The 21,349-nt window shown below is 42.5% G+C and carries 20 protein-coding genes; 12 read left to right on the top strand and 8 right to left on the bottom strand.

Annotation, left to right across the window (positions count from 1 at the left end; genetic code table 11):
* The first annotated feature begins 120 nt into the window (after nucleotides 1-120).
* Nucleotides 121-1,470, top strand: a complete 1,350-nt coding sequence (locus tag ACT7WV_RS19495; RefSeq protein ID WP_445104485.1) for a histidine phosphatase family protein — start codon at nucleotides 121-123, stop codon at nucleotides 1,468-1,470.
* Between the two features lie 29 nt (nucleotides 1,471-1,499).
* Nucleotides 1,500-2,678: a DNA cytosine methyltransferase gene (locus ACT7WV_RS19490; RefSeq protein WP_445104484.1), complete on the top strand. Its 1,179-nt coding sequence runs from the start codon at nucleotides 1,500-1,502 to the stop codon at nucleotides 2,676-2,678.
* Between the two features lie 14 nt (nucleotides 2,679-2,692).
* Here ACT7WV_RS19490 and ACT7WV_RS19485 read toward each other — a convergent pair whose 3' ends face one another.
* Together ACT7WV_RS19485 and ACT7WV_RS19480 are read right to left on the bottom strand one after the other, a co-directional pair.
* Nucleotides 2,693-3,433, bottom strand: a complete 741-nt coding sequence (locus ACT7WV_RS19485; RefSeq protein ID WP_445104483.1) for a SinI family restriction endonuclease — start codon at nucleotides 3,431-3,433, stop codon at nucleotides 2,693-2,695.
* Nucleotides 3,434-3,452: 19 nt separating this feature from the next.
* On the bottom strand, nucleotides 3,453-3,593 hold the full coding sequence (locus ACT7WV_RS19480) for a hypothetical protein (RefSeq protein ID WP_445104482.1): 141 nt from the start codon (nucleotides 3,591-3,593) through the stop codon (nucleotides 3,453-3,455).
* Between the two features lie 170 nt (nucleotides 3,594-3,763).
* On the opposite strand from ACT7WV_RS19480, the gene ACT7WV_RS19475 reads away from it, so the two are divergent.
* Nucleotides 3,764-5,062 carry a dihydroorotase gene (locus tag ACT7WV_RS19475; RefSeq protein WP_445104481.1) on the top strand — a complete coding sequence of 433 codons (1,299 nt, stop codon included), beginning with the start codon at nucleotides 3,764-3,766 and terminating at the stop codon, nucleotides 5,060-5,062.
* A gap of 225 nt (nucleotides 5,063-5,287) precedes the next feature.
* Here the strand turns inward: ACT7WV_RS19475 and lepB (ACT7WV_RS19470) are convergent, their stop codons facing one another.
* Both lepB (ACT7WV_RS19470) and lepB (ACT7WV_RS19465) read right to left on the bottom strand, forming a co-directional pair.
* On the bottom strand, nucleotides 5,288-5,884 hold the full coding sequence (gene lepB, locus ACT7WV_RS19470; RefSeq protein WP_445104480.1) for a signal peptidase I: 597 nt from the start codon (nucleotides 5,882-5,884) through the stop codon (nucleotides 5,288-5,290).
* 135 nt (nucleotides 5,885-6,019) lie between these two features.
* On the bottom strand, nucleotides 6,020-6,634 hold the full coding sequence (gene lepB, locus ACT7WV_RS19465) for a signal peptidase I (RefSeq protein ID WP_445104479.1): 615 nt from the start codon (nucleotides 6,632-6,634) through the stop codon (nucleotides 6,020-6,022).
* A 151-nt stretch (nucleotides 6,635-6,785) separates the two neighbouring features.
* Between lepB (ACT7WV_RS19465) and ACT7WV_RS19460 the strand changes: the two genes are divergently transcribed.
* From ACT7WV_RS19460 to ACT7WV_RS19440, 5 genes are all read left to right on the top strand, one after another.
* The gene (locus ACT7WV_RS19460; protein ID WP_445104478.1) at nucleotides 6,786-8,120 is read left to right on the top strand and encodes a dihydroorotase; all 1,335 of its coding nucleotides are present in this window, start codon (nucleotides 6,786-6,788) and stop codon (nucleotides 8,118-8,120) included.
* Nucleotides 8,121-9,099: 979 nt separating this feature from the next.
* Nucleotides 9,100-9,351 (top strand): hypothetical protein, encoded by a 252-nt coding sequence (locus ACT7WV_RS19455; RefSeq protein ID WP_445104477.1) that lies wholly within the window; start codon nucleotides 9,100-9,102, stop codon nucleotides 9,349-9,351.
* Between the two features lie 84 nt (nucleotides 9,352-9,435).
* Entirely contained in the window at nucleotides 9,436-9,633 is a 198-nt protein-coding gene (locus ACT7WV_RS19450) for an NblA/ycf18 family protein (protein ID WP_445104476.1), read from the top strand.
* A 443-nt stretch (nucleotides 9,634-10,076) separates the two neighbouring features.
* Entirely contained in the window at nucleotides 10,077-11,231 is a 1,155-nt protein-coding gene (locus tag ACT7WV_RS19445) for a ferrochelatase (RefSeq protein WP_445104475.1), read from the top strand.
* 804 nt (nucleotides 11,232-12,035) lie between these two features.
* Nucleotides 12,036-12,392: a hypothetical protein gene (locus ACT7WV_RS19440; protein WP_445104474.1), complete on the top strand. Its 357-nt coding sequence runs from the start codon at nucleotides 12,036-12,038 to the stop codon at nucleotides 12,390-12,392.
* Between the two features lie 251 nt (nucleotides 12,393-12,643).
* Here ACT7WV_RS19440 and ACT7WV_RS19435 read toward each other — a convergent pair whose 3' ends face one another.
* Nucleotides 12,644-14,491, bottom strand: a complete 1,848-nt coding sequence (locus ACT7WV_RS19435; RefSeq protein ID WP_445104473.1) for an ABC transporter ATP-binding protein — start codon at nucleotides 14,489-14,491, stop codon at nucleotides 12,644-12,646.
* A gap of 444 nt (nucleotides 14,492-14,935) precedes the next feature.
* On the opposite strand from ACT7WV_RS19435, the gene ACT7WV_RS19430 reads away from it, so the two are divergent.
* The 3 genes from ACT7WV_RS19430 (at nucleotide 14,936) to ACT7WV_RS19420 (ending at nucleotide 17,707) form a co-directional block, all read left to right on the top strand.
* Nucleotides 14,936-15,499: a hypothetical protein gene (locus tag ACT7WV_RS19430; RefSeq protein ID WP_445104472.1), complete on the top strand. Its 564-nt coding sequence runs from the start codon at nucleotides 14,936-14,938 to the stop codon at nucleotides 15,497-15,499.
* Nucleotides 15,496-16,839 carry an exonuclease subunit SbcD gene (sbcD, locus tag ACT7WV_RS19425; RefSeq protein ID WP_445104471.1) on the top strand — a complete coding sequence of 448 codons (1,344 nt, stop codon included), beginning with the start codon at nucleotides 15,496-15,498 and terminating at the stop codon, nucleotides 16,837-16,839. Before ACT7WV_RS19430 ends, sbcD begins: the two co-directional genes overlap by 4 nt.
* 304 nt (nucleotides 16,840-17,143) lie before the next feature.
* Nucleotides 17,144-17,707: an NUDIX domain-containing protein gene (locus ACT7WV_RS19420; RefSeq protein WP_445104470.1), complete on the top strand. Its 564-nt coding sequence runs from the start codon at nucleotides 17,144-17,146 to the stop codon at nucleotides 17,705-17,707.
* Between the two features lie 145 nt (nucleotides 17,708-17,852).
* On the opposite strand, the gene ACT7WV_RS19415 is transcribed toward ACT7WV_RS19420, so the two are convergent.
* The gene (locus ACT7WV_RS19415) at nucleotides 17,853-19,058 is read right to left on the bottom strand and encodes a hypothetical protein (protein ID WP_445104469.1); all 1,206 of its coding nucleotides are present in this window, start codon (nucleotides 19,056-19,058) and stop codon (nucleotides 17,853-17,855) included.
* A gap of 119 nt (nucleotides 19,059-19,177) precedes the next feature.
* Nucleotides 19,178-20,233, bottom strand: a complete 1,056-nt coding sequence (locus tag ACT7WV_RS19410; protein ID WP_445104468.1) for a toll/interleukin-1 receptor domain-containing protein — start codon at nucleotides 20,231-20,233, stop codon at nucleotides 19,178-19,180.
* A gap of 336 nt (nucleotides 20,234-20,569) precedes the next feature.
* Here ACT7WV_RS19410 and ACT7WV_RS19405 point away from each other — a divergent pair, with 336 nt between their 5' ends.
* Complete coding sequence (locus ACT7WV_RS19405; RefSeq protein WP_445104467.1) at nucleotides 20,570-20,932, top strand: Mo-dependent nitrogenase C-terminal domain-containing protein; 363 nt, start codon at nucleotides 20,570-20,572, stop codon at nucleotides 20,930-20,932.
* 19 nt (nucleotides 20,933-20,951) lie between these two features.
* Here the strand turns inward: ACT7WV_RS19405 and ACT7WV_RS19400 are convergent, their stop codons facing one another.
* Nucleotides 20,952-21,326 (bottom strand): hypothetical protein, encoded by a 375-nt coding sequence (locus ACT7WV_RS19400; RefSeq protein WP_445104466.1) that lies wholly within the window; start codon nucleotides 21,324-21,326, stop codon nucleotides 20,952-20,954.
* Between the last annotated feature and the right edge of the window lie 23 nt (nucleotides 21,327-21,349).

The following is a 21,349-nucleotide window of genomic DNA, read 5'->3' as shown; positions in this document are numbered from 1 at the left end:
ATGTTCTAGTGACAAGTTAAAATGAGCCTGTCATTGGCAGATACTCAAAGGATGCTAACGCTCTTTGGGTGAAAACTGGGAACAATTTCACTAAATACTTGGCAACGGAGGATCGGAAGATTGGCTACTCGCGTTATTATCGTGCGTCACGGTCAAAGTACCTACAACACCCAGCAAAGAGTTCAAGGGCGCTTGGATGAGTCAGTTTTAACAGAAAAAGGTAATGCTGATGCTCACCAAGTCGGTGCGGCTCTCAGTAGCCTTAAGTTTGATGCCGTTTACTGCTCTCCCTTACAGCGAGCCAAGGCTACAGCGGAGATTATTCTATCCAGTCTGCCAGATGCTCCCAATTTGCAGGTAGTAGACCAGTTAATGGAAATTGATCTACCACTTTGGGAGAGGCTGCAAAAATCCGAAGTAATCGAAAAATTCCCAGAGGACTACCGCTGCTGGAAAGAACGCCCTCACGAGTTTTGCATGACAATCTCTACACCAGAGGGAGCCAAGGAACATTTCCCTGTGCTGACACTTTATCAACAAGCGCAGCAATTTTGGCAAGAAATTCTTGCCCGTCACCAGGGAGGTTCACTCCTGATCGTCGCCCATAACGGCATCAATCGCTGTTTGCTTAGCTCTGCTCTCGGTATTTCTCCAGAGGGTTACCATTCCATCCAGCAATCCAACTGTTGCATTAACGTCCTCAATTTTACTGGTGGTTGGGGTGATGGTGTGCAGTTAGAGTCCCTCAATCAAACCTCTCACTTGGGGGAAGCTTTGCCGAAACCGCGAGGAGGTAATCGGGGTGTACGTTTGTTGCTGGTGCGCCACGGTGAAACGGAATGGAACCGAGTTTCTCGCTTTCAGGGGGGAATTGATGTGCCGCTCAACGATAATGGCCGTCAACAAGGGCAAATGGTGGCTGAGTTCCTCAAGGATACGCCGATTGATTTTGCCGTCACCAGCCCTATGCTACGTCCCAAAGAAACGGCGGAAATAGCACTAAAATTTCATCCTAATATCAAGCTTGAACTACAACCTCCGCTCCAAGAAATTAATCACGGCCTGTGGGAAGGAAAATTAGAGTCAGAAATTAACCAAGAGTACGGGGATTTACTACTTCAGTGGAAAGAGGCACCTGCAACAGTACAGATGCCAGAGGGAGAAAATCTACAGCAAGTTTGGGATAGAGCCATTGCTTGTTGGCAGGATATTGTTAAATCAGTGCCAGTATCTGATAGTGAACTTAAAACGGTCTTGGTAGTAGCTCATGACGCCATCAACAAAGTGATTCTCTGCTATATCTTGGGTCTGAGTCCAGAATCTTTCTGGTGTATTAAACAAGGTAATGGTGCAGTGAGCGTAATTGACTATCCCCAAGGTTTAGAGAAAGGGCCAGTTTTGCAAGCGATGAATATAACTACACATCTATCTGGGGGCGTTTTGGATAAGACAGCGGCTGGTGCATTGTGAGGTTCTTTCATCAGTCATAGGAGAAAGCCATGATCAACAATCAGCCAATATCTGTTGGTCTATTTGCCGGAGCTTTTGGTCTAGATCTTGGCTTAGAAAAGGCAGGCTTCCACACCGTAAGCGTGGTAGAAATCGATCCTGATGCGACGAAAACCATCGCTCTCAACCGAGAACACCTTAAAGCAAGCGCTGTGCCTAGGGACATACAGCAGGTTAGTCCCCACACTCTTCTAGAAGAAGGAGGACGTATCTTAGGTCTGGGCAGACCCCTGCGTCCTGGTGAGGTCGATTTGGTTACTGGTGGCCCTCCTTGTCAGCCTTTTAGTACAGCAGGCAAACGGATGTCTGTTGGCGACCCTCGCGGAAGCCTATTCAAGGAATTTATACGGATTGTTGAAGTAATTCAGCCACGGTTCTTCGTAATGGAGAATGTTAGAGGGCTCCTTTCTTCACCAATCCGCCATAGACCTCACTCTCAGCGAGGTAAAGATTATCCTTGTCTAGAAGCAGATGAGATGCCTGGTTCTGCACTTCAAGTAGTAATCGCCGAAATGAATAGTCTGGGATACAGTGTTAGCACGCCCAGCCTTCTACAAGCAGCTGACTATGGTGTTCCTCAGACTAGGGAACGAGTTATATTCATTGCCTCGAGAGAGGGTTTACCAGTTACTCTTCCCATGCCTACTTATGGAAAGGACGGTGTTGGTGGTCTTCCTCCGTGGCGTACCCTCAAAGATGCTCTTACAGGTTTCGTCGATCCTCAGTCAGAGTACATTCCTTATCCAGAGAGTCGTCTCAAGTACTTGAGACTTCTAAAAGAGGGTCAGAATTGGAGATACTTACCCGATGAACTCAAGAAGGAAGCGATGGGAGGTGCTTACCAGTCTGGAGGAGGCAAAGTTGGCTTCTACCGTCGGCTGTCTTGGGACAAACCTTCCCCCACTGTCACGACTAGTCCGCACCAGAAGGCTACAGACATGTGTCATCCAGAAGAACTGCGCCCTCTAAGCCTCAGAGAATGTGCCAGGATTCAAACATTTCCCGACGACTGGGTTTTTTATGGCTCGATTGCTTCAAAATATCGACAAATCGGCAACGCCGTACCAGTGCTACTGGGAAAAGCGATTGGAGAGCATATTTATAAAATGATTAAGGGAGAGAAAGTTAGGGGAAAAGAGGAGTTTTATCAGCTCTCGCTCTTTGCCTAAAAGTAAAATAATATTTAATTGTTTGTTGAATTTTTCCAGATATTACCAATTTCAATATAAACGGCGTCAGGATTATTCGTGATGACTTTTCTAACAAACAAAGAAAAATCAGACTCGGAAAGTTCTCTACATCCCACTAATGAATTCAATTTATCCCAATAACAAGACCCAGTGATGGCATTAACCCTATGCCATTTTTTGATTTGAGTTCCTTGCCGTACCTTACTGCTTGAACTGTTTTCAGAATTGCTGCGGTTCTTAATCTGCAACAAATCATAGTTTTTGGTGCAAAAGTCAATACTTTTCATCGTTCCACCCCAACAGCAATACCAGCCATAAGGCAATAACTTCTCTGCAAGATATTCTTCTAAGAGTAGTCCGAGAATATTCTCTGCTGACATTGAGAGGCGATGAGCAAAATTGATTGCAGTAATTTCCTGCTGATCCAAGGAGGGTAGGCGAGTCGAAATGATCAGGTTGATGATTTCATCAGGAACAGTACCAATCTTTTTACTAACTCGCTTTGATGGTCTTTGATCGTATCCTTGGAAGTATTTATTTAACCACTTAGTTAAATATTCCTCCGAGAAAAGCTCAGTTTTTCCCAAATTTGGACATAGCTCAGGCAATCTACAACATACATATAATACCGTTTGTATAGCCGTGTCCCAGCGCCTGCTGGAGTTAGCTTTCACAATTCTTTCTGCACGAGAGATTATCTGAGTAGGCTCGAATTTAGGTACTTGTTTACTCATGAGGCTCTAATGACTCTCATTACTCTAACTCAGTCTCAAACTCATCCTTTGGCGGTCTAAATTCATCGGGTAACTCTTCAATATTTTTACCCAATGCCTTAGGGTTACTCCCTTGAGACGTCTGCTGCTTCCCTAGTGTCTTACATAAAGATGTTTCCACACCCCAACCTCATAGTTGACTTCTCCCCCGCTTAAAAGAGATACTCTCCTGCTATACTGAGTCTTTGGCAACAACTTTTGGCAAAACGCCAAGAAGAAATTAGCAACTTTGAAAAAGCGAGTGGTGCGGCTGTCGATTAATGTGGTAATTTGGGCCAATCCCTAAACCGCATGAATAGTGAACTACTTAAACAAGTCCGGGTTTTAGACCCAATTTCTGAGACTGACCAACTGGCGGATGTTCTGATTACTGAAGGCATCATTAAAGCAGTTGAAACCAAAATTTCTGAAATACCCGCCCAAACAACAGTGCGGGATTGCCAAGGCTTAATTTTAGGGCCAGGTCTAGTAGACCTTTACAGCCACTCTGGAGAACCGGGATACGAAGAACGAGAAACTTGGTCGTCACTCCTGGAAGCTGCTGCCAATGGAGGCTTTACCAGACTAGCAATCTTGCCGGATATTAAACCACCGCTAGACAACCCCAGTGGATTAGACGGCCTGCGTCAGCACACCTTAAGGCAACAAGGAAAAGTCTTGCCTCAGATTTATTGCTGGGGGGCAATTACTTTGGGTGCCAAGGGGCAGCAAATGACCGAACTTGCCGAGTTGTCAGCAGCTGGTGTGGTGGGTTTTGCAGATGGACGTCCACTCTCGAATCTAGGACTGCTGCGGCGAGTTTTAGAATATCTACAACCTCTAGGTAAATCAGTAGCACTCATGCCTTGTGATCCTCTGTTGACTGGCAACGGGGTGATGCGAGAAGGCATACAGTCAATTCGTTTAGGTTTACCGGGGAATCCTGCGATCGCAGAATCAGCCGCCATCGCCGCCATTTTGGAACTCGTAGCAGTATTTGGCACGCCAGTACACCTGATGCGTGTCTCCACTAGTCGAGGTGTTGAGCTAATTGGGGAAGCCAAGGCAAAAGGATTGCCCGTAACAGCTAGTACCACTTGGATGCATTTATTGCTCAACACCGGAGACTTGGAGAGTTACAGCCCTCATTTACGTTTAGAACCTCCCTTAGGGAACCCCGCTGACCAAGCCGGATTAATTCAGGGTCTTCAGGAGGGAATTCTGGATGCGATCGCCATTGACCATACGCCTTACACCTACGAAGAAAAAACCGTTGCTTTTGCTGAAGCTCCAGCAGGTGCTATCGGTCTAGAACTAGCTTTATCCCTGCTTTGGCACCATTTAGTAGAGAAAGGCGACTGGTCAGCTATCCAATTGTGGCAGCGGCTTAGTAGCAGTCCAGCAGTTTGTCTACAACAAACCCCAGCAGAACTGGCTCCTGGACAACCGGCGGAGCTAGTTCTTTTTAACCCTATGCAAACTTGGAAAGTAGAGAGGCATACATTGAAATCTCGCTCTACTAATACACCCTGGCTGGGGCAACATTTAACAGGTAGCGTTGTGCAAATCTGGTGTCCTTGGGGCAAAGGAAATCAAGGGAAAAGGGAGTAAATGAAATGGCTAAATGTTGGCGACAGAAGCGCTCAGCCGAACGCAGCAAGGGGCAAATGATTTGTAGCGTTGTTTTTTCTATTTCAATAAGGGTTAGTTGCTCCACTTAAGTTTAAGTTGGCTAAGTTGGTGCAACTCGAATTTTTCCTCTCTTGCTCTCCTCACTAAAAGGTTGCGCAATAAACCGAGTTCTGATCCAATTTGCCAACCCGATTTAGTCTTTTATTACTTCTGCGATGTTTTATCTGCGGGATAAACAGGACTTTTGTCCAGTGCACCAATCCGATTTAGGGGCCAGAAGCGCACGATTGCCTTACCGATAATGTTTTGACGGGGAACATAGCCCCAGTAATGACCATCGCAACTATTGTTGCGGTTATCACCTAAAACTAGGTAAGAGTTATCTGGCACAGTAACAGGTCCATAATCGTAGTCGGTAAGCTCGCTAATGTACTTTTCCTGAAGCGGTTTCCCATTGATGTAAACCTTTTCTCCTTTAACCTTTACCGTCTCTCCTGGTAGCCCGATGATGCGCTTGATAAAAGCTTCCTTGGGGGCTACTGGCTTTTTTGACTGAGGGTTTAGACAAAGACCTGCTTGATCAGGTGGCATAAACACTACCACATCTCCTCGCTGTGGGTCGGTGAAGCGATAACTTAACTTGTCAATAATCAGCCGGTCATTAATTTGTAGAGTTGGCACCATTGATTCTGAGGGAATGTAGCGTGCTTCCGCAACTAAGCTACGAATCCCTAGGGCGAGAATGCCGCTTAGGGCAACTGTTTTTATTCCTTCTATCCAGGGATTTTCACGATGAGTCATAGTTGTTTACTTGTCAAGTAAAAAAAGGCAGATTATTAACTAATGCCATCAAAGCTAAAGAATGATTACTTATCTCTAGTCTGTACGAACTTAAATCCAAGTTTTCAAAGACAGTAACTTTGAGCATTTTTGTGTTTATGGACTCACTCCTTCGGGAGAATTGGCAGGATAAATTGGACTCTTGTCTAATCCTCCAATGGTATTAAGAGGCCAGAAGCGTATTACTGCTCGACCGATGATTCTATCACGGGGTACAACACCCCAGCAGCGGCTATCGTAGCTACTTTGACGATTATCGCCTAAAACTAAGTAGGAATTGGGTGGTACAGTGATCGGCTTTTCCAGATAGTGAGGTTGAGGGGCAGAGAAGCAAACATCAATAACCGTCTGCTGATGATCGTTAATATAATTTTCTACTAATGGTTGCTCATTGATGTAAACTTTGCCATCCTTAAGTTGTACCTGATCTCCAGGCAGCCCGACTACACGTTTGATAAAGGCATCTTTGAAATTTTGCTCCATGAGAGTTTCGGTTGGGTTAAACACCACAACATCACCTCTTTTGGGGTCTGTGAAGCGATAGCTTAACTTGTCAATAATCAAACGGTCATTAATCTGTAGAGTTGGCAGCATCGAACCTGAAGGAATGTAGCGTGCTTCTGCCACCAAGCTGCGAATTCCCAGGGCAAGAATGAGGCTCAAACTAACTGTCTTAAATCCTTCTATCCAGGAATTTTCTCGCTGAGTCATAACAGTGCAATTACTAGGGAGTCACAAAGAAAAAAATTGATAATTGGCAAATTAGGTCAAAAATTTAAACAAATAGTTGATTAGATTTAACTGCACAAAGCTCTAGATATAAGTTAATTAAAGAACTACCGTCGAATTTTAGCACCTCAATATGTCCTCTGAACGCTGCCTGTTACTCCGCCATGCTCGTATTCTCTTGCCCAATGGAGAGTTTTTCTTGGGAGATGTCCAAATTACTGGTCGAAAGATTGTTCAAGTTGCTCCAGAAATCTCAGCATCCTCAGAGATCTCTGGGGATAGGGAAATAGACGCAGCCGGTTTAACTTTGTTGCCGGGGGTTATTGACCCACAGGTACATTTTCGGGAACCTGGACTGGAACATAAAGAAGACCTCTTTACTGCCAGTTGTGCTTGTGCTAAAGGCGGAGTAACCTCTTTTCTAGAGATGCCCAACACGCGCCCCCTGACGATTACTCAAGAGACGCTTGATGACAAGCTACGGCGGGCAGCAGATAAGTGCCTGGTCAATTATGGCTTTTTTATTGGAGCAACACCAGAAAACCTGCCAGATCTCCGCAACGCCCAGCCTACCTGCGGCATCAAGATTTTTATGGGATCAGCCCACGGTCATCTTTTAGTTGATCATCAGGCAATACTGGAGCCAATTTTTGCTCAAGGCGATCGCTTAATTGCTGTTCACGCTGAAGACCAAGCCCGGATTAACCAGCGGCGTCAGGAATTTGTTGGCATTACTGACCCAGCAATTCACTCTCAAATTCAGGATAATCAAGCAGCGCTCAATGCTACTAAATTAGCACTCTTGCTGTCTAAAAAATATCAGCGACGCCTACATATTCTTCACCTTTCCACTGCCGAAGAAGCCGACTTATTAAGGCAGGATAAGCCTAGTTGGGTAACAGCAGAAGTAACACCGCAGCATTTGTTACTCAATACTAGCGCTTACGACAAAATTGGCACTCTCGCTCAGATGAATCCCCCTTTGCGATCGCCTCACGACAATGAAGTTCTCTGGCAGGCACTTTGGGATGGTGTTATTGATTTTATCGCTACAGACCATGCTCCCCACACCTTAGAGGAAAAAGCTAAAGGCTACCCCAACTCTCCTTCAGGAATGCCAGGAGTAGAGACATCTTTGCCGCTGATGCTAACTCAGGCAAGGCAGGGGCGCTGTACGATTGCTCAAGTATCTCACTGGATGTCTACGGCAGTTGCCGAGGCTTATCAGATCCCCAAAAAAGGTGCGATCACTCCTGGCTATGATGCCGATTTGGTACTGGTGGATTTAGATAATTACCGCCCAGTTTTGCGGGAGGAACTCTTAACTAAATGTGGCTGGAGTCCTTTTGAAGGCTGGAGTCTAACCGGTTGGCCGGTGATGACAATTGTTGGGGGTCAAGTTGTTTACGAAAGAGGGAAGCTGAATACAGAAGTTCGGGGTGAGGCTTTAAAGTTTGGTATTGCTTGACACACCTCTCCAATTCAGGATATGTAAGCCTATTGTAATTTCACCACGATAATAACAGTGCTGTTCAAGCCAAGCGCCAAATTGTCTAACAGGAGACAAATTGCTAACCAAACCTTCGCCTAAGTTAGTAACTAAGTGTAAGGAGGCAGGAGAAAAGAAAGCTTGTACGGTAAGCTTTTTAATTTTTTTCAACTGGATAGTTATTTTCGTCAAATTGCCCTAAGTAAGTAGGCACAAATAAGCCAAGGCATCTCCGCAGATGTTAAGAGCGTCAAATCCTGTTAGCTTCTGCCCTCTGGCTCGCCTCAATGACAAATATTAATGCCAACCTGCTTACTAGTTTTATTGGTGCGGACTGCGGCAAGCCAATTAAAAATTCCAACGCGGCATCTAGATTCCTACCTCATGTTAGGTGCGCCAATTTTACTCCCTCCACATCACTGAAATTTTCACCCTGTTATGGGTAAATGAGATTAGAGAAAAATAGACAAGTCTATCTCAAGGCGTAAGCAGGAAATTTGTCTAGAGCCTCTTGAGCTAGAGATTTTTTCCTATTTTTAGAGATAAGCGTTAAGACAAAGCGGTCATTTAGTAGTAGGCATTTTCAACTTGATTGACCAAGATTAAACTAAGACAACAACATGGTTTTACCTACTTACTGGAATATTTACTGGCTCAATGGGGTGAGGTTTATTAACTGTAAATAGTTATACCTTTACTGGAAAATAAAATTTAATCCTCTTAATTTTGTGATCAATTTTACCGCTATTTTCCCAAAGAAGGAATAATAATACTTCCAAGGTTACTGTTTTTACTATCTATTCCTATCAGACGCTTAAGGACATGATAACTAAACAAATACAATGAATTCCTCTTTTTTCTAGTGCTGTTAGTGGTGTTAGGTTAATCCTTATTGCTCATCACTTAGCGGTATAGTTAACCTGCAAAATTTTTCTTTTTTTGACTGAAGGAATTACCTATGATTAAACAAATGTGCTGGCTGTCTCTAAGAGGAACTGAGGGTAATAAAGTCTTGCACTTACGTGTTCAGCTTGGTCAACCATGGCAACCTTACACAGCCTTTCCACAATATGCTGCACCGGACTACCCGATAGCTAATGGCTCCAAAGGATACGCAACTTTTCATAAGTTAAGATGCGCTGGTTGGACACTATTACCTAGTGGGCAGGTAGAGCAGGGGAGCTGGGAACAACAAAGAAAAAGTGCCTAAACTCATCAAGTTTCGAGTAACCAGCAATGGTAAGTTACTTTACATCTAAATTGCTGTCCATCACCTGATTAAAAGGAGTTAATTATGAATCAACCAATGCAATTATCTCTAGAGCAACAATTCCAACTAAGAAGTTTTGCTGACCAAACAAAACTATTATCTCGTGAACAAGCACAAGAGCTTTTGATCAAATTACACCAGCAAATGCTCCATAAGGAAAACTTCTACAAGCACTTCCTCAAACATCAGTGGGGACTGGATTCAAACCCCTCTTCAGCCTAAGACATATTTTGCTAAACTGCTTAGGTTCATGATCGCTTTAAAGACCTATATAATTAGGCTTATAGCTCCTCTTATTTTTTGAGTAAATACTCAATCTGAGGAGCTATTTAATAGCTTCTTGCTAGGAAATTACTCCCCGTGCTGCTAAAGGTTTGATCATTGCCCCTTTCGTAAGTGGAGTCACACCATGGACAGTTTATTCCTATCGTCTGAGTACCAGCCTCAGAAGAGTCACTATTCTTAGCTTTAGACACTATATCGCTATCAATCAATAGATTCAGATCTACACAGAACTCATTTATTGGTGGTTCCTTCAAGATTTTTCTGAACTTCAGGCTGTCCCCCCATGGGGGATGTTACGCTAGATAATAACTGGGGTGCATCTGACAAAAATGCTAAGAAGCCCCAGTCAATTAAGTTCAATCTATTCGTAGGAACGCAAAGTGGTTGCCACTCCTGAAAAACTACAAGAAGCAAGCTCTTCTACCAGTAGCGATAATAATCGCGTTGCTGTCTTACTCATGGGCTACGGCGAAGTCGAAAGCTACGAAGACTTTGCTAACTACAACGAACAAGCTTTAAACTTACTCACTGCCAAGTTTGCGCCCGTACCCACTTGGATCTATCCTCCACTAGCGAAGCTTTTGGCAATCTTTGATTTCCATGAATGGGGACACCAACACAACAATTTTATCTCACCTCATAATAAAATTTTTGAGGAGCAACGAGCAGGTATAGAAAAACGCCTACAAGAAAAGTGGGGCGATCGCGTCCAAGTCTTTAAGGCTTTCAACTTCTGCGCTCCCTTTCTGCCGGAGCAAGTACTCGAAGAAGTTAAAGCTCAAAACTTTGACAAACTATTGATTTATCCCCTCCTAGTTGTCGATTCCATTTTTACTAGCGGTATTGCCGTTGAGCAAGTAAACAAGGCTTTAGTTAACCTGACTGATGCCGATACCAGTGAGCACTGGGTTAATGGATTGCGCTATATCCCTTCCTTCTACGATGAACCAGAATACATTAATCTGACTGCTCAACTAGTTGAAGAAAAGATCGCTAGAGATTTAGCAGTAGCACACCTTCCTTCACAGATTGGCATCGTCTTGATGAACCATGGCTGTCCCCACGAGGCAAAAGGATTTGTCTCTGGCATAGCTGAGAGTCAAGCACTTTACGAGCGAGTCAGGGAGAAGCTAATGTACAAGTATCCCCTAATTTCAGTGGGTTGGCTCAACCACCAAACACCTTTAATTAAGTGGACTCAGCCTAACGCTGAATTAGCAGCTAAGAACCTAATTGATTTGGGTGCAACAGCAATAGTCTTTATGCCTATTGGCTTTGCTACAGAAAATCATGAAACTCTGCTGGATGTCCATCACATCATCCATGCTCTAGAGCACCGGAGTCCCCATGTCACCTATGTTCAGATGGCTTGTGTCAACGATCACCCAGACTTCTTAAGAATGGCAGGTGATTGGGCAAATCCTCAAATTGAAGCACTGTTAGCAGAAACGGCAACATCAGTTGATCCCCAGTTAAGCTCAGTACAAGCATCTCATCACGAACATCATCATGATCATGCTCACCATCATCACTAATCAGGTATCCGAAAAATATTTTCGGCGGTAACTTTTTCTAAGTTGTTATCTACCTAAAGGCGCATTAGGGTACATTGTTATTACTATTGGTTGAAAAATCAACCTATGTGTACACCTAACGCGCCATTTATTTTAGTTATTTTAATATTAAGTTTTCTTCACCCTACAACTAAGCAGAATAGGGTAGAAATATAGTACTTTTTAATAAAATTGGTAAGCAGGTGGGCTTAATTAAGCCCACCTACTTATTACTCGATAATTAGATAAATTCGTAGCTAAAAATTATTAAGACTAGTTATCTAAAACCAAAATATAAGCTTTAAAAAAATCTAGGTAATAGCAAAATTGAGGAGGGTGACATAGAGCATAAATTATTGATCAGTCAATATACGGTTAAAGGAGATAATCTAGTCGATGCCGCCAATACCTCGACAAATCAAGCACCTATCGACAGTAAGTTAACAGCTTTAAAGGGATAAACTTTACGACTACGCTATTTTTGCACAACCTATTTAGGATTGTCATAGTAATATTATCTAACCCCAAAATCTCTAGATTGTGGGGTGTTTTCGTATTATTGTTAGGGTCTAAATTTCAAGATCAGAAATTGCCCTATCTCCTTGAGGTTGGATAGCAACAGTATCAGCAACTCGCAGCGAGGCTAGATCGATATATATCTTCCGACAGAAGTAACTTTTATCAGCAAACCCGTATTATGTCATTTAGCTCGATCTGAGTTTCTTAGAGATTCAGAGATGATTTTAGATATTGTCGAGTCCAATAGGAAAAAATAAGGAGATTAGAATGCAACAGTTTTTTTCGGTAATCAAACAAGTTTTTCACAAAAGCATTTTAGTTATAAGTTTAACCAGTTTGCTGAGCTTATCGGGTTTATTGGTTTTTACCAATCAAGCAGCTTTAGCCTTACCGGATACAAATTTGAATACCCTGTCACAGACTAAATTAACTGATACTGAGCTAGGAGTAAAAGATCCAGAAGCTGTTTACGAGGAAGAAACTAAGGAAATTAGGCAAAACCCTAAGGGAGCTACAGAAGAAATGTATGAAGAGGAATATAAAGAATACAAAAAATCTCAACCGAATCAGGGCTTAGTAGAAAATGCCAAAGAACTAGTAGAAGATGTCACTGGCAAGAAATAAATTCAATAGCTAAACCGTGGCTGTTTTTTGTTCTCATCCTCTAAAAAAATAGTTCTTTGACTCTAGAAAATTTATCTCTACTAGGGCTGAGAAGCTCAGAGATTGTACCCGCCTGAATGCAAAACTCAGACGGGGATTTTTATTTTTAACACAAGTAGTTGGGCATACTAGAAAACAAACAAAACAGTCTTTCTTGTACTTCTTACCACCCTTGTCTCTTTGTCCTCTCTCCGTGTCGTGTGTGCAACATTCTACTGGTATCCTGCCGCCTGGATTGAGAACAATCGAGCATAGCGTCCTCCCAGCTGTAGCAACTCCTCGTGAGTTCCCTGCTCAATAATTTCTCCTGCCGCCATCACCACAATTTTGTCTGCCATCCGTACAGTTGAGAAGCGATGAGAAATTAACACCACCATTTGCTCCTCAGTAATTGTGCGGAAATGCTCGAATATCTTTGCCTCAGCTTCCGCATCCATTGCCGCCGTTGGCTCATCTAGCACCAAAATATCAGCCTCACTGCGCATAAAAGCTCGCGAGAGGGCAATTTTCTGCCACTGACCGCCAGAGAGTTCCTGTCCCGCCTTGAACCAGCGTCCTAGCTGGGTTTCAAAACCCTCTGGCATTGATTCAATAAAGGGTTTAGCCATTCCTTTAGCAGAGGCAACTTGCCAACGCTGCTTGTCTTCAAAATGGTCTACATCCCCTACACCAACATTTTCCCCCACACTGAACTGGTAGCGAACGAAGTTCTGAAAGATAACGCTAATCCGTCTGCGCAGGACATCAATATCCCACTCCCGCAAATCTAGACCATCGAGAAGAATGCGCCCCGAATCAGGATTATACAGCCTAGTTAGCAGCTTAATTAGCGTGGTTTTTCCCGAACCATTCTCACCAACAATTGCCAGTTTATCTCCTGGCTTGAGGTGCAGAGAAATGCCTTTAAGAGCGGGTTGCCAACTTCCTGGATAGGTAAAGTGGACATTCTCTAAACGAATACCATCTCCTGGGATCACGGCTTCAGTAGCCTTTCCCATGGGTTGAGGGACATTTTGTTCTAAAAATTCGTAGAGATTAGACAGGTAGAGATTATCTTCATACATGCCGCCAATGGAACTGAGCACACCAGAAAAGGTAGACTGTCCTTGCCGAAAGACAACCAGGTACATGGTCATATCTCCCAGGGAAATATTACCAGCAATAGTTTCTACCACAATCCAAAGATAGATAGCGTAGAATGCGGTGGTACTCAGCAAACCTAGTAAGTAGCCCCAAAATCCTCGACGTATGGTCAAATCGCGGTCTTCGCGGTAAAGTTGGCGAAAGATGTTACGGTAGCGTTGCAGCATCATTGGACCAAGTTGGTATAGCTTAACCTCCTTGGCGTAGTCTTCCCTGGCCAGCAAAGTTTCTAGATAAAACTGTTGCCTGGTTTCAGGTGAGCGCCATCGGAAGAGGCGGAAGGCTTCCCCGGCGAAGCGAGTCTCGGCGATAAAGGAAGGAATGGCAGCTACGACCAACACCATCACGGCCCAGATGGAAAAATCTAGCAGTAGTCCTCCGTAAGTTATCAGCGAAAGGGCATCTCTAATTAGTCCAAAAGTTCGCGTAACCAATGAAAGGGGACGACTAGATGCTTCTCGGCGTGCTTGAGTCATCTTGTCATAAAACTCTGAGTCCTCGAAGTGAGCCAAATCTAGTGTTAGCGCCTTCTCTAGAATTAAGACATTTACCCTTTGACCCAGCAGCACCCGTAGCAGTGATTGGCAGATACTCTGACCTCGTTGGGTGCCGACTAGCAGGATTACTGCGATCGCTTCTAGTCCCACGTAACCGAGGGCCATTCCACGGTCAATTGCTAGTCCTGACTGGGAAGCCGCAACTACACTGTCCACAATTAGCTTGCCAAGGTAAGCTACTACTGCGGGTAACAAACCTGCCACCAGAGTAAGGATTGCCAGCACCAATGTTAGGGTATGGTTGGTAGTCCAGACTAAGTCCAAGGCTCGTCTGCTGTAGCGAAACACTGATAGGGATTGGCGCAGCACCCGTAGAGCAAATCTCAATTTTCGATATTTGCGTTTCTTTTGTCTAGTCATCTTCTCTGCCAGGAGATTTTTTCAAAAAAAGCTGTTAGCGGTTAACACTCAACCTCAAAACTTGACCTCAAAAGCTGCCTACTAAGCAGACACAGAATAGGTTAGCTGAAGGATAATTTGTTAGTTTGAATGCTGGAGAGCTAACTGAATCTTGATTTTATTGAGTCTACACTTAAAAAATAAATTGCTTCAAGGAGATATTATGATACTCAATTTTAAATAAGCACTATCCAAGCTTTGAAATTAATATATGGTTCGAGTTTGGCTTTATTAGTAGAGAATTTAGTTGATATTTTATTCGGCAAAAACAAGTTATTTTTTTTAATGACTGCATTTTAATAAATATTGAGGGGTTGGACTAAATGAAAGATATTTTACGTACAAAATGAGTATAAATAGTTTTATAATTGTAAGTTTAGAAACTAAATTATAGAAGTAAAATCTATGAATATTCCAGAAGAAGTAACCTTTGAGGACGCAATTTCCTTCGCCCAATCCCTGGTAAACCAAATGGCAGCAGGTGACATATCACAGCCTGAAGCAGCCGAAGCGATCGCTTCTTTAGTCAAGAGCAAGGAAAGTGCGAGAGGCTTTTTTGCCACTTACCTCACCTCTGAGGGCACTTTAGCCGATCATCCCTCGCCAGAAATTATCCAAGCACTACAGTCTTCCCCCGAAACTGTCGCTGGGTTGTTGGTGAAAAACTTGGCAATGTCAGCCGCAATGGCAGTGGCTCACCGCCGTGATAATAATGAAGAGATGGCTCAAGGTTCTGACAGAGTGCGACTACGCACCACTCACCTAATTGAAAAGGTTGAACTTCCTCAGCTACGTGAACAGGCTGAGCAGTTAAGGGAAAGTGCGGTGACAGGGGAAGGCAACTACAAAGCATTCCTCCAGCGTTGGGAATACGATGCCCAGCAACGGGAAGTTATTTGCCAAGCATTAGATAGGGTAATCTTTGCCACTAATGGTGAAAATCAGCAAGACAAGACACAAGAGCAATGATTAAAATTCTTCACCTGTCTGATATCCATATGGGCAGTGGTTTCTCTCACGGGCGCATCAACCCAGCCACTGGCGTGAACACAAGATTAGAGGATTTCGTTAATACACTCACTAAATGTATTGACCGAGCGATCGCAGAACCTGTAGATCTTGTCCTGTTTGGGGGAGATGCCTTTCCCGACGCCACACCACCACCTTATGTTCAAGAAGCCTTTGCCAGCCAGTTTCGCCGCTTAGTAGATGCCCAAATTCCTACGGTTTTGCTTGTAGGCAATCACGACCAGCACTCACAAGGTCATGGAGGTGCTAGCTTATGTATTTATCGTACCTTAGGAGTGCCTGGTTTTGTCGTTGGTGACCGCATCGAAACTCATTTTATTGCCACCCGCAGCGGCAAAATACAGATAATTACCTTGCCCTGGCTGACTAACTCTGCCCTGCTGACTCGCCCGGAAACGGAAGGTTTAAGTCTTGCTGAGGTCAATGAGTTACTCACCCAACGACTTAACCCGGTATTAGAAGGCGAAATCCGGCGTCTTGATCCAGAAGTACCGACTGTTTTGTTGGCCCACTTGATGGCAGACCATGCCACACTAGGAGCAGAACGTTTCCTGGCGGTAGGCAAAGGCTTCACTATTCCCGTCTCCATGTTGACACGACCCTGTTTTGATTACGTGGCACTAGGACATGTCCACCGACACCAGAATCTTAACCAATCTAATAACCCACCTATTATCTACCCTGGCAGCATTGAGCGAGTAGATTTTAGTGAAGAAAAAGAAGACAAGGGTTATGTACTAGTTGAGTTAGAAAAAGGTCGTGCTGAGTGGGGATTTTGTCCCTTGCCAGTACGATCTTTTGCTACTATTGAAGTTAATCTTTCTGAAGCAGTTGATCCACAAGATACGTTACTAAAAACTATCAGCAAAAAAGATATTAAAAATGCCGTGGTACGGCTAATTTACAAACTGCGTTCTGAACAATTAGATCTGATCGATAATGCCACTGTACACCAATCTTTGAGTGAGGCTCACAGTTACACTATTCGCCCCGAATTGATTTCTCAGTTGGCGCGTCCCCGATTACCAGAACTGGGTGTGGGCAGCACTATTAATCCGATGGATGCTCTTAACACTTATCTAGATAATCGGGAAGATTTAAGAGACATTGCTGGTGAGATGATGGAAGCGGCAAAACGCCTCCTTGATGGTTATGAAGAGAAGTGGTTAGAGTTAGCTGGTACTGAGGAAGAGTCGGGAGAAGAGAAGCAGCAATCAGGTAAAATGGCAGAAGCGAATAGCAAAGCCAATGGTCAACTGCATCTTTTAGATAATTTTTAACATCTACCAATTTTCAATGATTGAATAGAAAAATCTACCACAGATCGACAAAGGTAGAAAAGAGATGAAACATGCAGTTTTGCCAATTAATTAATTAATTAAGGATTGTTATAGTCAGAATCTGGTAAAGAGGATAGAAAATATTGCTCAGTATAGCAATCTTCAATGAGATGCTAATACCTCTCCCTTGTCTTTCTTGTCCCTCTTGCTTGAAAATCTAATAATATTGTTATAGGTTTCAGAGTTGGGATTGGCAATTGTGATCAACTCTGATATCTTAGGCAAAACAAAAGGGTGATAAGCAATGAAATCCTCAGAATTACCTAAAGAGTTGCCTAATCCAGTAAAGTCTGGAGTACTTCATTTTAAAGAATCAGGACGAATTAACCAAGATGGTTTTTTACCTACTGAAATTTACAGCCTAGCGCTAGATTACTTGGTGATTACTTGTGTGGATGTTGTTTTCACCTTTGAAAAGCAGGTTTTGTTAGGTAAAAGAAACCAATATCCTAACAAAGGTTGGTGGGTTATTGGTGGTAGAATGTTTGCTGGTGAAAACCCCCAAGATGCAGTCAAAAGGAAAGCTTTTCAGGAAGCTAGTCTCAATCTTGAGGTAGAGCGGTTTGAGTATGTTAATGTTTACTCTACTTGCTTTGCAAGACGCTCTCAGGAACCTCAAGAACGGGGTTTGCATAGTGTTAATTTAACTTACAAAGCAGAACTAAATAAGCAAGAAAAAGAGCAACTACAACTAGTAAACTCTGAATATGATAGCTGGCAGTGGGTTGAGTTGAGTGCAGTTGCTCAGGTGTTAGATCCGAATCATGAAATAGAGAGTTTATTGTTGAGTATCTTGCAAGATATTTAATGATTAATCATTAATTTTAATAACTTTGCTAATTTAGCGATCGCACTAGTAAAAGGCTCTTGCAACAGAAAAGCGATCGCTTCAATAGTAAAGCAATTCTAATTTAGTTTATCAGGCATAGTACACTCCTGCCCTAAATTTACATCTAATTACATGTGTTTCCACATCTACTAATTTCAGCCCAAACCTCAGTAACAGGTGGTGTAGAATTTTTGTCTAGGAAAGTCTCTACTTTGCGAATAATAATCTTCTCACCAGACTTTAGTTTACCTAAAAATTCCTGTTCTTTAGCATTAAAGTTAGGTTTTTGAGGCATATTTTTCCTCAATTCTACATTCTGTGTAACAGTAACTTCAGTCTCTACGTTGGGAATAAAAGGCACGTTAATATTACTGGAGCCACTTACTAAAGGCTCTTCAAAGTAAATAGGAGGCGAGGATTTGTTGACAATACCTAGAAAAATCCAGCCTTCATCATTTGTGCTTGGTATTAGAATTAGATTTGCTATTTTATTAAATTTGGCTGTGTTGATTCCTGGTTGTTGCTTATTTGGGCTAGCTATGAGTAATCTACTTACTAATCCAACTAGAGAAAGGAAAACAACTACAACACTAACAATCAAAATACTTTGCCTTTTTCCTAAAGAAATACTGTATCTTGCTCTTAAAAATTTTTCTAAAAATGAAATAAGATACTGCTTGTATTTCTGTGAACTTTGCCGGAACTCTTCTTCGATTAAGTCTGTATCCCTATCTTTGAGATTATTGGTGAGCTTAAAATTATTTAACCATTCGCGATCATATTCGCTCAAAGGGTACTCTCGCTGAATTGCTTCATGAAAATATTGCTCATATTGCTGAAGTTTTTTCCTATAATCTTTCAGGTTTTTAACAATTTCTCCAATACCTTGAGAAATTGCCACATACGCTTCATCGGAGTTTGCCCAAAACCTTGTTTCATTTACAGCTTTGCCATTAATAGGCAAGGGAGCAAGATCTCCCAAAGTACTCTGCCAATTATCAACTTGACGAAGAAGAACAGGTATATGGGGGACTTCTGGCTGTTCATTCTTTTCTTTTGCTAGCTGAATCGGAGCCTTCCAATAAGGTTCATTCCGACTAAATTCATGCATAAAGCTTGGACTAACCAGCAGTATAATTAAGTTAGTTGTATCTAAGTATCTAACAAGCTCATTTTGACTTTCATTTTGGTAGTTATACCATTTAGTCTCTACGCCAAGTGCGCTCAAATGATATAGGTGTTCTTCTAAGTCTTGCCGCATTCTTTCATCTTTTGCAGAGTAAGCAAAGAAAATTTTAACGTTTTTGCTATATATCGTTGAGAAAGTCATAGGTAGAGTTTCTTAATGAAGTCAAGAGTTAAATATGGTGATTAAAAAGTTTAATTTCCTCTCACAGCACGGCTGAGCAAGTACTGCAAAGCTTTGGTTACTATTGCTTCAATATTTGCTTATCTACTAGTTATTTCATCAACTATTTCACCAAATTCCTCGGCAATGGTGTAAAAAGCTTCATCCTGATTTGACCAACCTCCACCACTTATAGGTTTGCCATTCCTTGGTAAATGCTGGAATTCGCTGAACCATTGCCTGTCATAGAAAGCCACTTTACTGAGAAGTATAGGAATAACCATAGCTTCTCCAGCTTCTTCTTTTTTCCTTGCCTGATTACGCTGAGATTCAAGACTAGGATCAGCAATAAAACGCGGACTAACAAGTAGTAGAATTATACGAGCTGAGTTTAGATTTTCGTTAATTTCATCTGACGGACGTTGCCCTCCTTTAATGTCGCCTTTATGCCAAATTCTAACTAAACCTTGTTTCTCGAAAGTACTAAAGTTTGTGTCTAGCTTAGTTAGCTGTTTTTTGTCTTTTTCAGAGTAACAGATGAAAACATTGATAGCTTGATTGTTTGGTGATAGCGCTGGTGTCAAAGTATCAGTTACTCCATAATTATTTTGATACTTCTTGGCTGTGACAGAATTTTGGTTAACGCCAGTGTTGAAATTCTGCTGTGTTATTGGTTCACCAGGAAACTGAACTGGATTAGGCACTGCTCGTTCTTCAGTAGAGATTACACTACCCGGAAATGTCGGCTTTGTCGTCGGCTTAGCACGTTCCTGAAAAGCGGCTAATAATGTAGTCTCCGCTTCTTCCGGAGACAAGTTCACTAAATCTACGTACACTGTCGTCTTAAGTAATCCCTGCGGTTGACATTCTCCTACTCGCAAAGGAATGAGTGTTCGTTCTCTACCCTGCGGATCTCGTGCAAATGCGTCTGCCCACTCCGACTGTGTGTACTTAGCTCTAAGATAATTTTCCGACAATACTGCAATCGTCTGTTTTGTCCCAGTCATTGCTTTTTGCATATCTAATGCAAAGTTGCCACCAGGTCGAAAATCCCATGCTTGAAGGATAACAGTACACCCTGCTTCTTCTAGAGTCCAGGCAATCCACTCAGCCCATTGTTTATCGTGGCTGTTATAGCTGATAAAAAAGTCTTTCATTTAACCTTTAACCTTTGATGCGGAGGCACGAACTTCTTTGTCCCAGAAGATGAGGTTTGGCAGCTCTAAATTCGCAACTTTAGTATAGCTTTTGGAAAAATTAAAACTCTCCACTACCGCGCCCGGAGATTAAGACAAGAGGCAAACTGTTGTCTGCCCCAAAATGCCGTTCCTTCAGTTGAAAAATGGTGTAGCTGCAATCTTAGCTGCTGATTCCAGAATGATGCTTAAGCTGTACTAATTAATCATAAAAGAAATTTATATCCCAAACCTTATCAAATAAGGCTAGGTTATAAACATACAGCTAGTAACACATCAGACATCGGGAATTAAACCATGTACAGCTTCAATACCGAACAACTGAACAACAACTACTCCTTTGACAATCAGACATCTCAAACTGAATATCTCTCAGCTAATCTCAAACCATTGAGGTTGAATTTTGACTTACTCAACCCCATACGTCAGTGGCTGGATAATATTGAAATTAACCACCCAAAAGTAGCCAGCAGCATCGCCAAATTGATTCCGGGACAATGCCCCTTTGCTAGAGATATCTGTATCTTTGGTAGAAAAATTGCCCAGATTCCGCCTTTATGTAAGTTGAATCCTTTCTACGAGCAATTAGTTTGTCTACGTTTTCGCGCCCTTTGTTACCTAGCAGAGCAAGGTGTAGAAGATATTAGCTCCTACTGTTAAGATGCTAAAAGTCAACTCTTTACAGCTGAGGAATAAAACCTTTTTCTCTAAGGCAGTTCTGGAACTGAATTTCCGCCTCACTTAGCTTGGGATTGTCTTTGGTATTAAAAACTCGCTCTAGCTGATCATTACCCATTTCATTCAAAGCTTGCTTGAATCGTTCCTTAAAATCCTGGTCACTGGTATTTCCCAGTTGTTTAGGCAAACAAGCTAAAACTGCCTCAAAGCGATCGCTTTTTGCTTCTGCAACCACCCGAGGAAAATTGTTAGAGGATTGGAAATCAACATAACTTGCACTAGTAGCAGGTGATCTGATCAAAAAGACTACACCAACCAACATAATCGCCAGAATAGAGCTTAATAGTAACAGTAACCCTTTGTTTTGCTTATTCATAGAAGCTTCTCTCTTTTAGGTTT

This window comes from Symploca atlantica LB2515 (genome assembly GCF_052546295.1).
The sequence above is the reverse complement of the archived record's forward strand: the minus strand, read 5'-3'. Positions and strand labels throughout refer to the sequence as shown.

Excerpts from the sequence above, each read along its gene's own strand:
- ACT7WV_RS19485 (WP_445104483.1), bottom strand. The coding sequence starts at position 3,433 with ATGAGTAAACAAGTACCTAAATTCGAGCCTACTCAGATAATCTCTCGT.
- ACT7WV_RS19415 (WP_445104469.1), bottom strand. The coding sequence starts at position 19,058 with ATGACTTTCTCAACGATATATAGCAAAAACGTTAAAATTTTCTTTGCT.
- sbcD (WP_445104471.1), top strand. The coding sequence starts at position 15,496 with ATGATTAAAATTCTTCACCTGTCTGATATCCATATGGGCAGTGGTTTC.
- ACT7WV_RS19430 (WP_445104472.1), top strand. The coding sequence starts at position 14,936 with ATGAATATTCCAGAAGAAGTAACCTTTGAGGACGCAATTTCCTTCGCC.
- ACT7WV_RS19440 (WP_445104474.1), top strand. The coding sequence starts at position 12,036 with ATGCAACAGTTTTTTTCGGTAATCAAACAAGTTTTTCACAAAAGCATT.
- ACT7WV_RS19475 (WP_445104481.1), top strand. The coding sequence starts at position 3,764 with ATGAATAGTGAACTACTTAAACAAGTCCGGGTTTTAGACCCAATTTCT.
- ACT7WV_RS19435 (WP_445104473.1), bottom strand. The coding sequence starts at position 14,491 with ATGACTAGACAAAAGAAACGCAAATATCGAAAATTGAGATTTGCTCTA.
- ACT7WV_RS19450 (WP_445104476.1), top strand. The coding sequence starts at position 9,436 with ATGAATCAACCAATGCAATTATCTCTAGAGCAACAATTCCAACTAAGA.
- ACT7WV_RS19460 (WP_445104478.1), top strand. The coding sequence starts at position 6,786 with ATGTCCTCTGAACGCTGCCTGTTACTCCGCCATGCTCGTATTCTCTTG.
- lepB (WP_445104480.1), bottom strand. The coding sequence starts at position 5,884 with ATGACTCATCGTGAAAATCCCTGGATAGAAGGAATAAAAACAGTTGCC.
- ACT7WV_RS19455 (WP_445104477.1), top strand. The coding sequence starts at position 9,100 with ATGATTAAACAAATGTGCTGGCTGTCTCTAAGAGGAACTGAGGGTAAT.
- ACT7WV_RS19490 (WP_445104484.1), top strand. The coding sequence starts at position 1,500 with ATGATCAACAATCAGCCAATATCTGTTGGTCTATTTGCCGGAGCTTTT.
- ACT7WV_RS19405 (WP_445104467.1), top strand. The coding sequence starts at position 20,570 with ATGTACAGCTTCAATACCGAACAACTGAACAACAACTACTCCTTTGAC.
- ACT7WV_RS19400 (WP_445104466.1), bottom strand. The coding sequence starts at position 21,326 with ATGAATAAGCAAAACAAAGGGTTACTGTTACTATTAAGCTCTATTCTG.
- ACT7WV_RS19420 (WP_445104470.1), top strand. The coding sequence starts at position 17,144 with ATGAAATCCTCAGAATTACCTAAAGAGTTGCCTAATCCAGTAAAGTCT.
- lepB (WP_445104479.1), bottom strand. The coding sequence starts at position 6,634 with ATGACTCAGCGAGAAAATTCCTGGATAGAAGGATTTAAGACAGTTAGT.
- ACT7WV_RS19410 (WP_445104468.1), bottom strand. The coding sequence starts at position 20,233 with ATGAAAGACTTTTTTATCAGCTATAACAGCCACGATAAACAATGGGCT.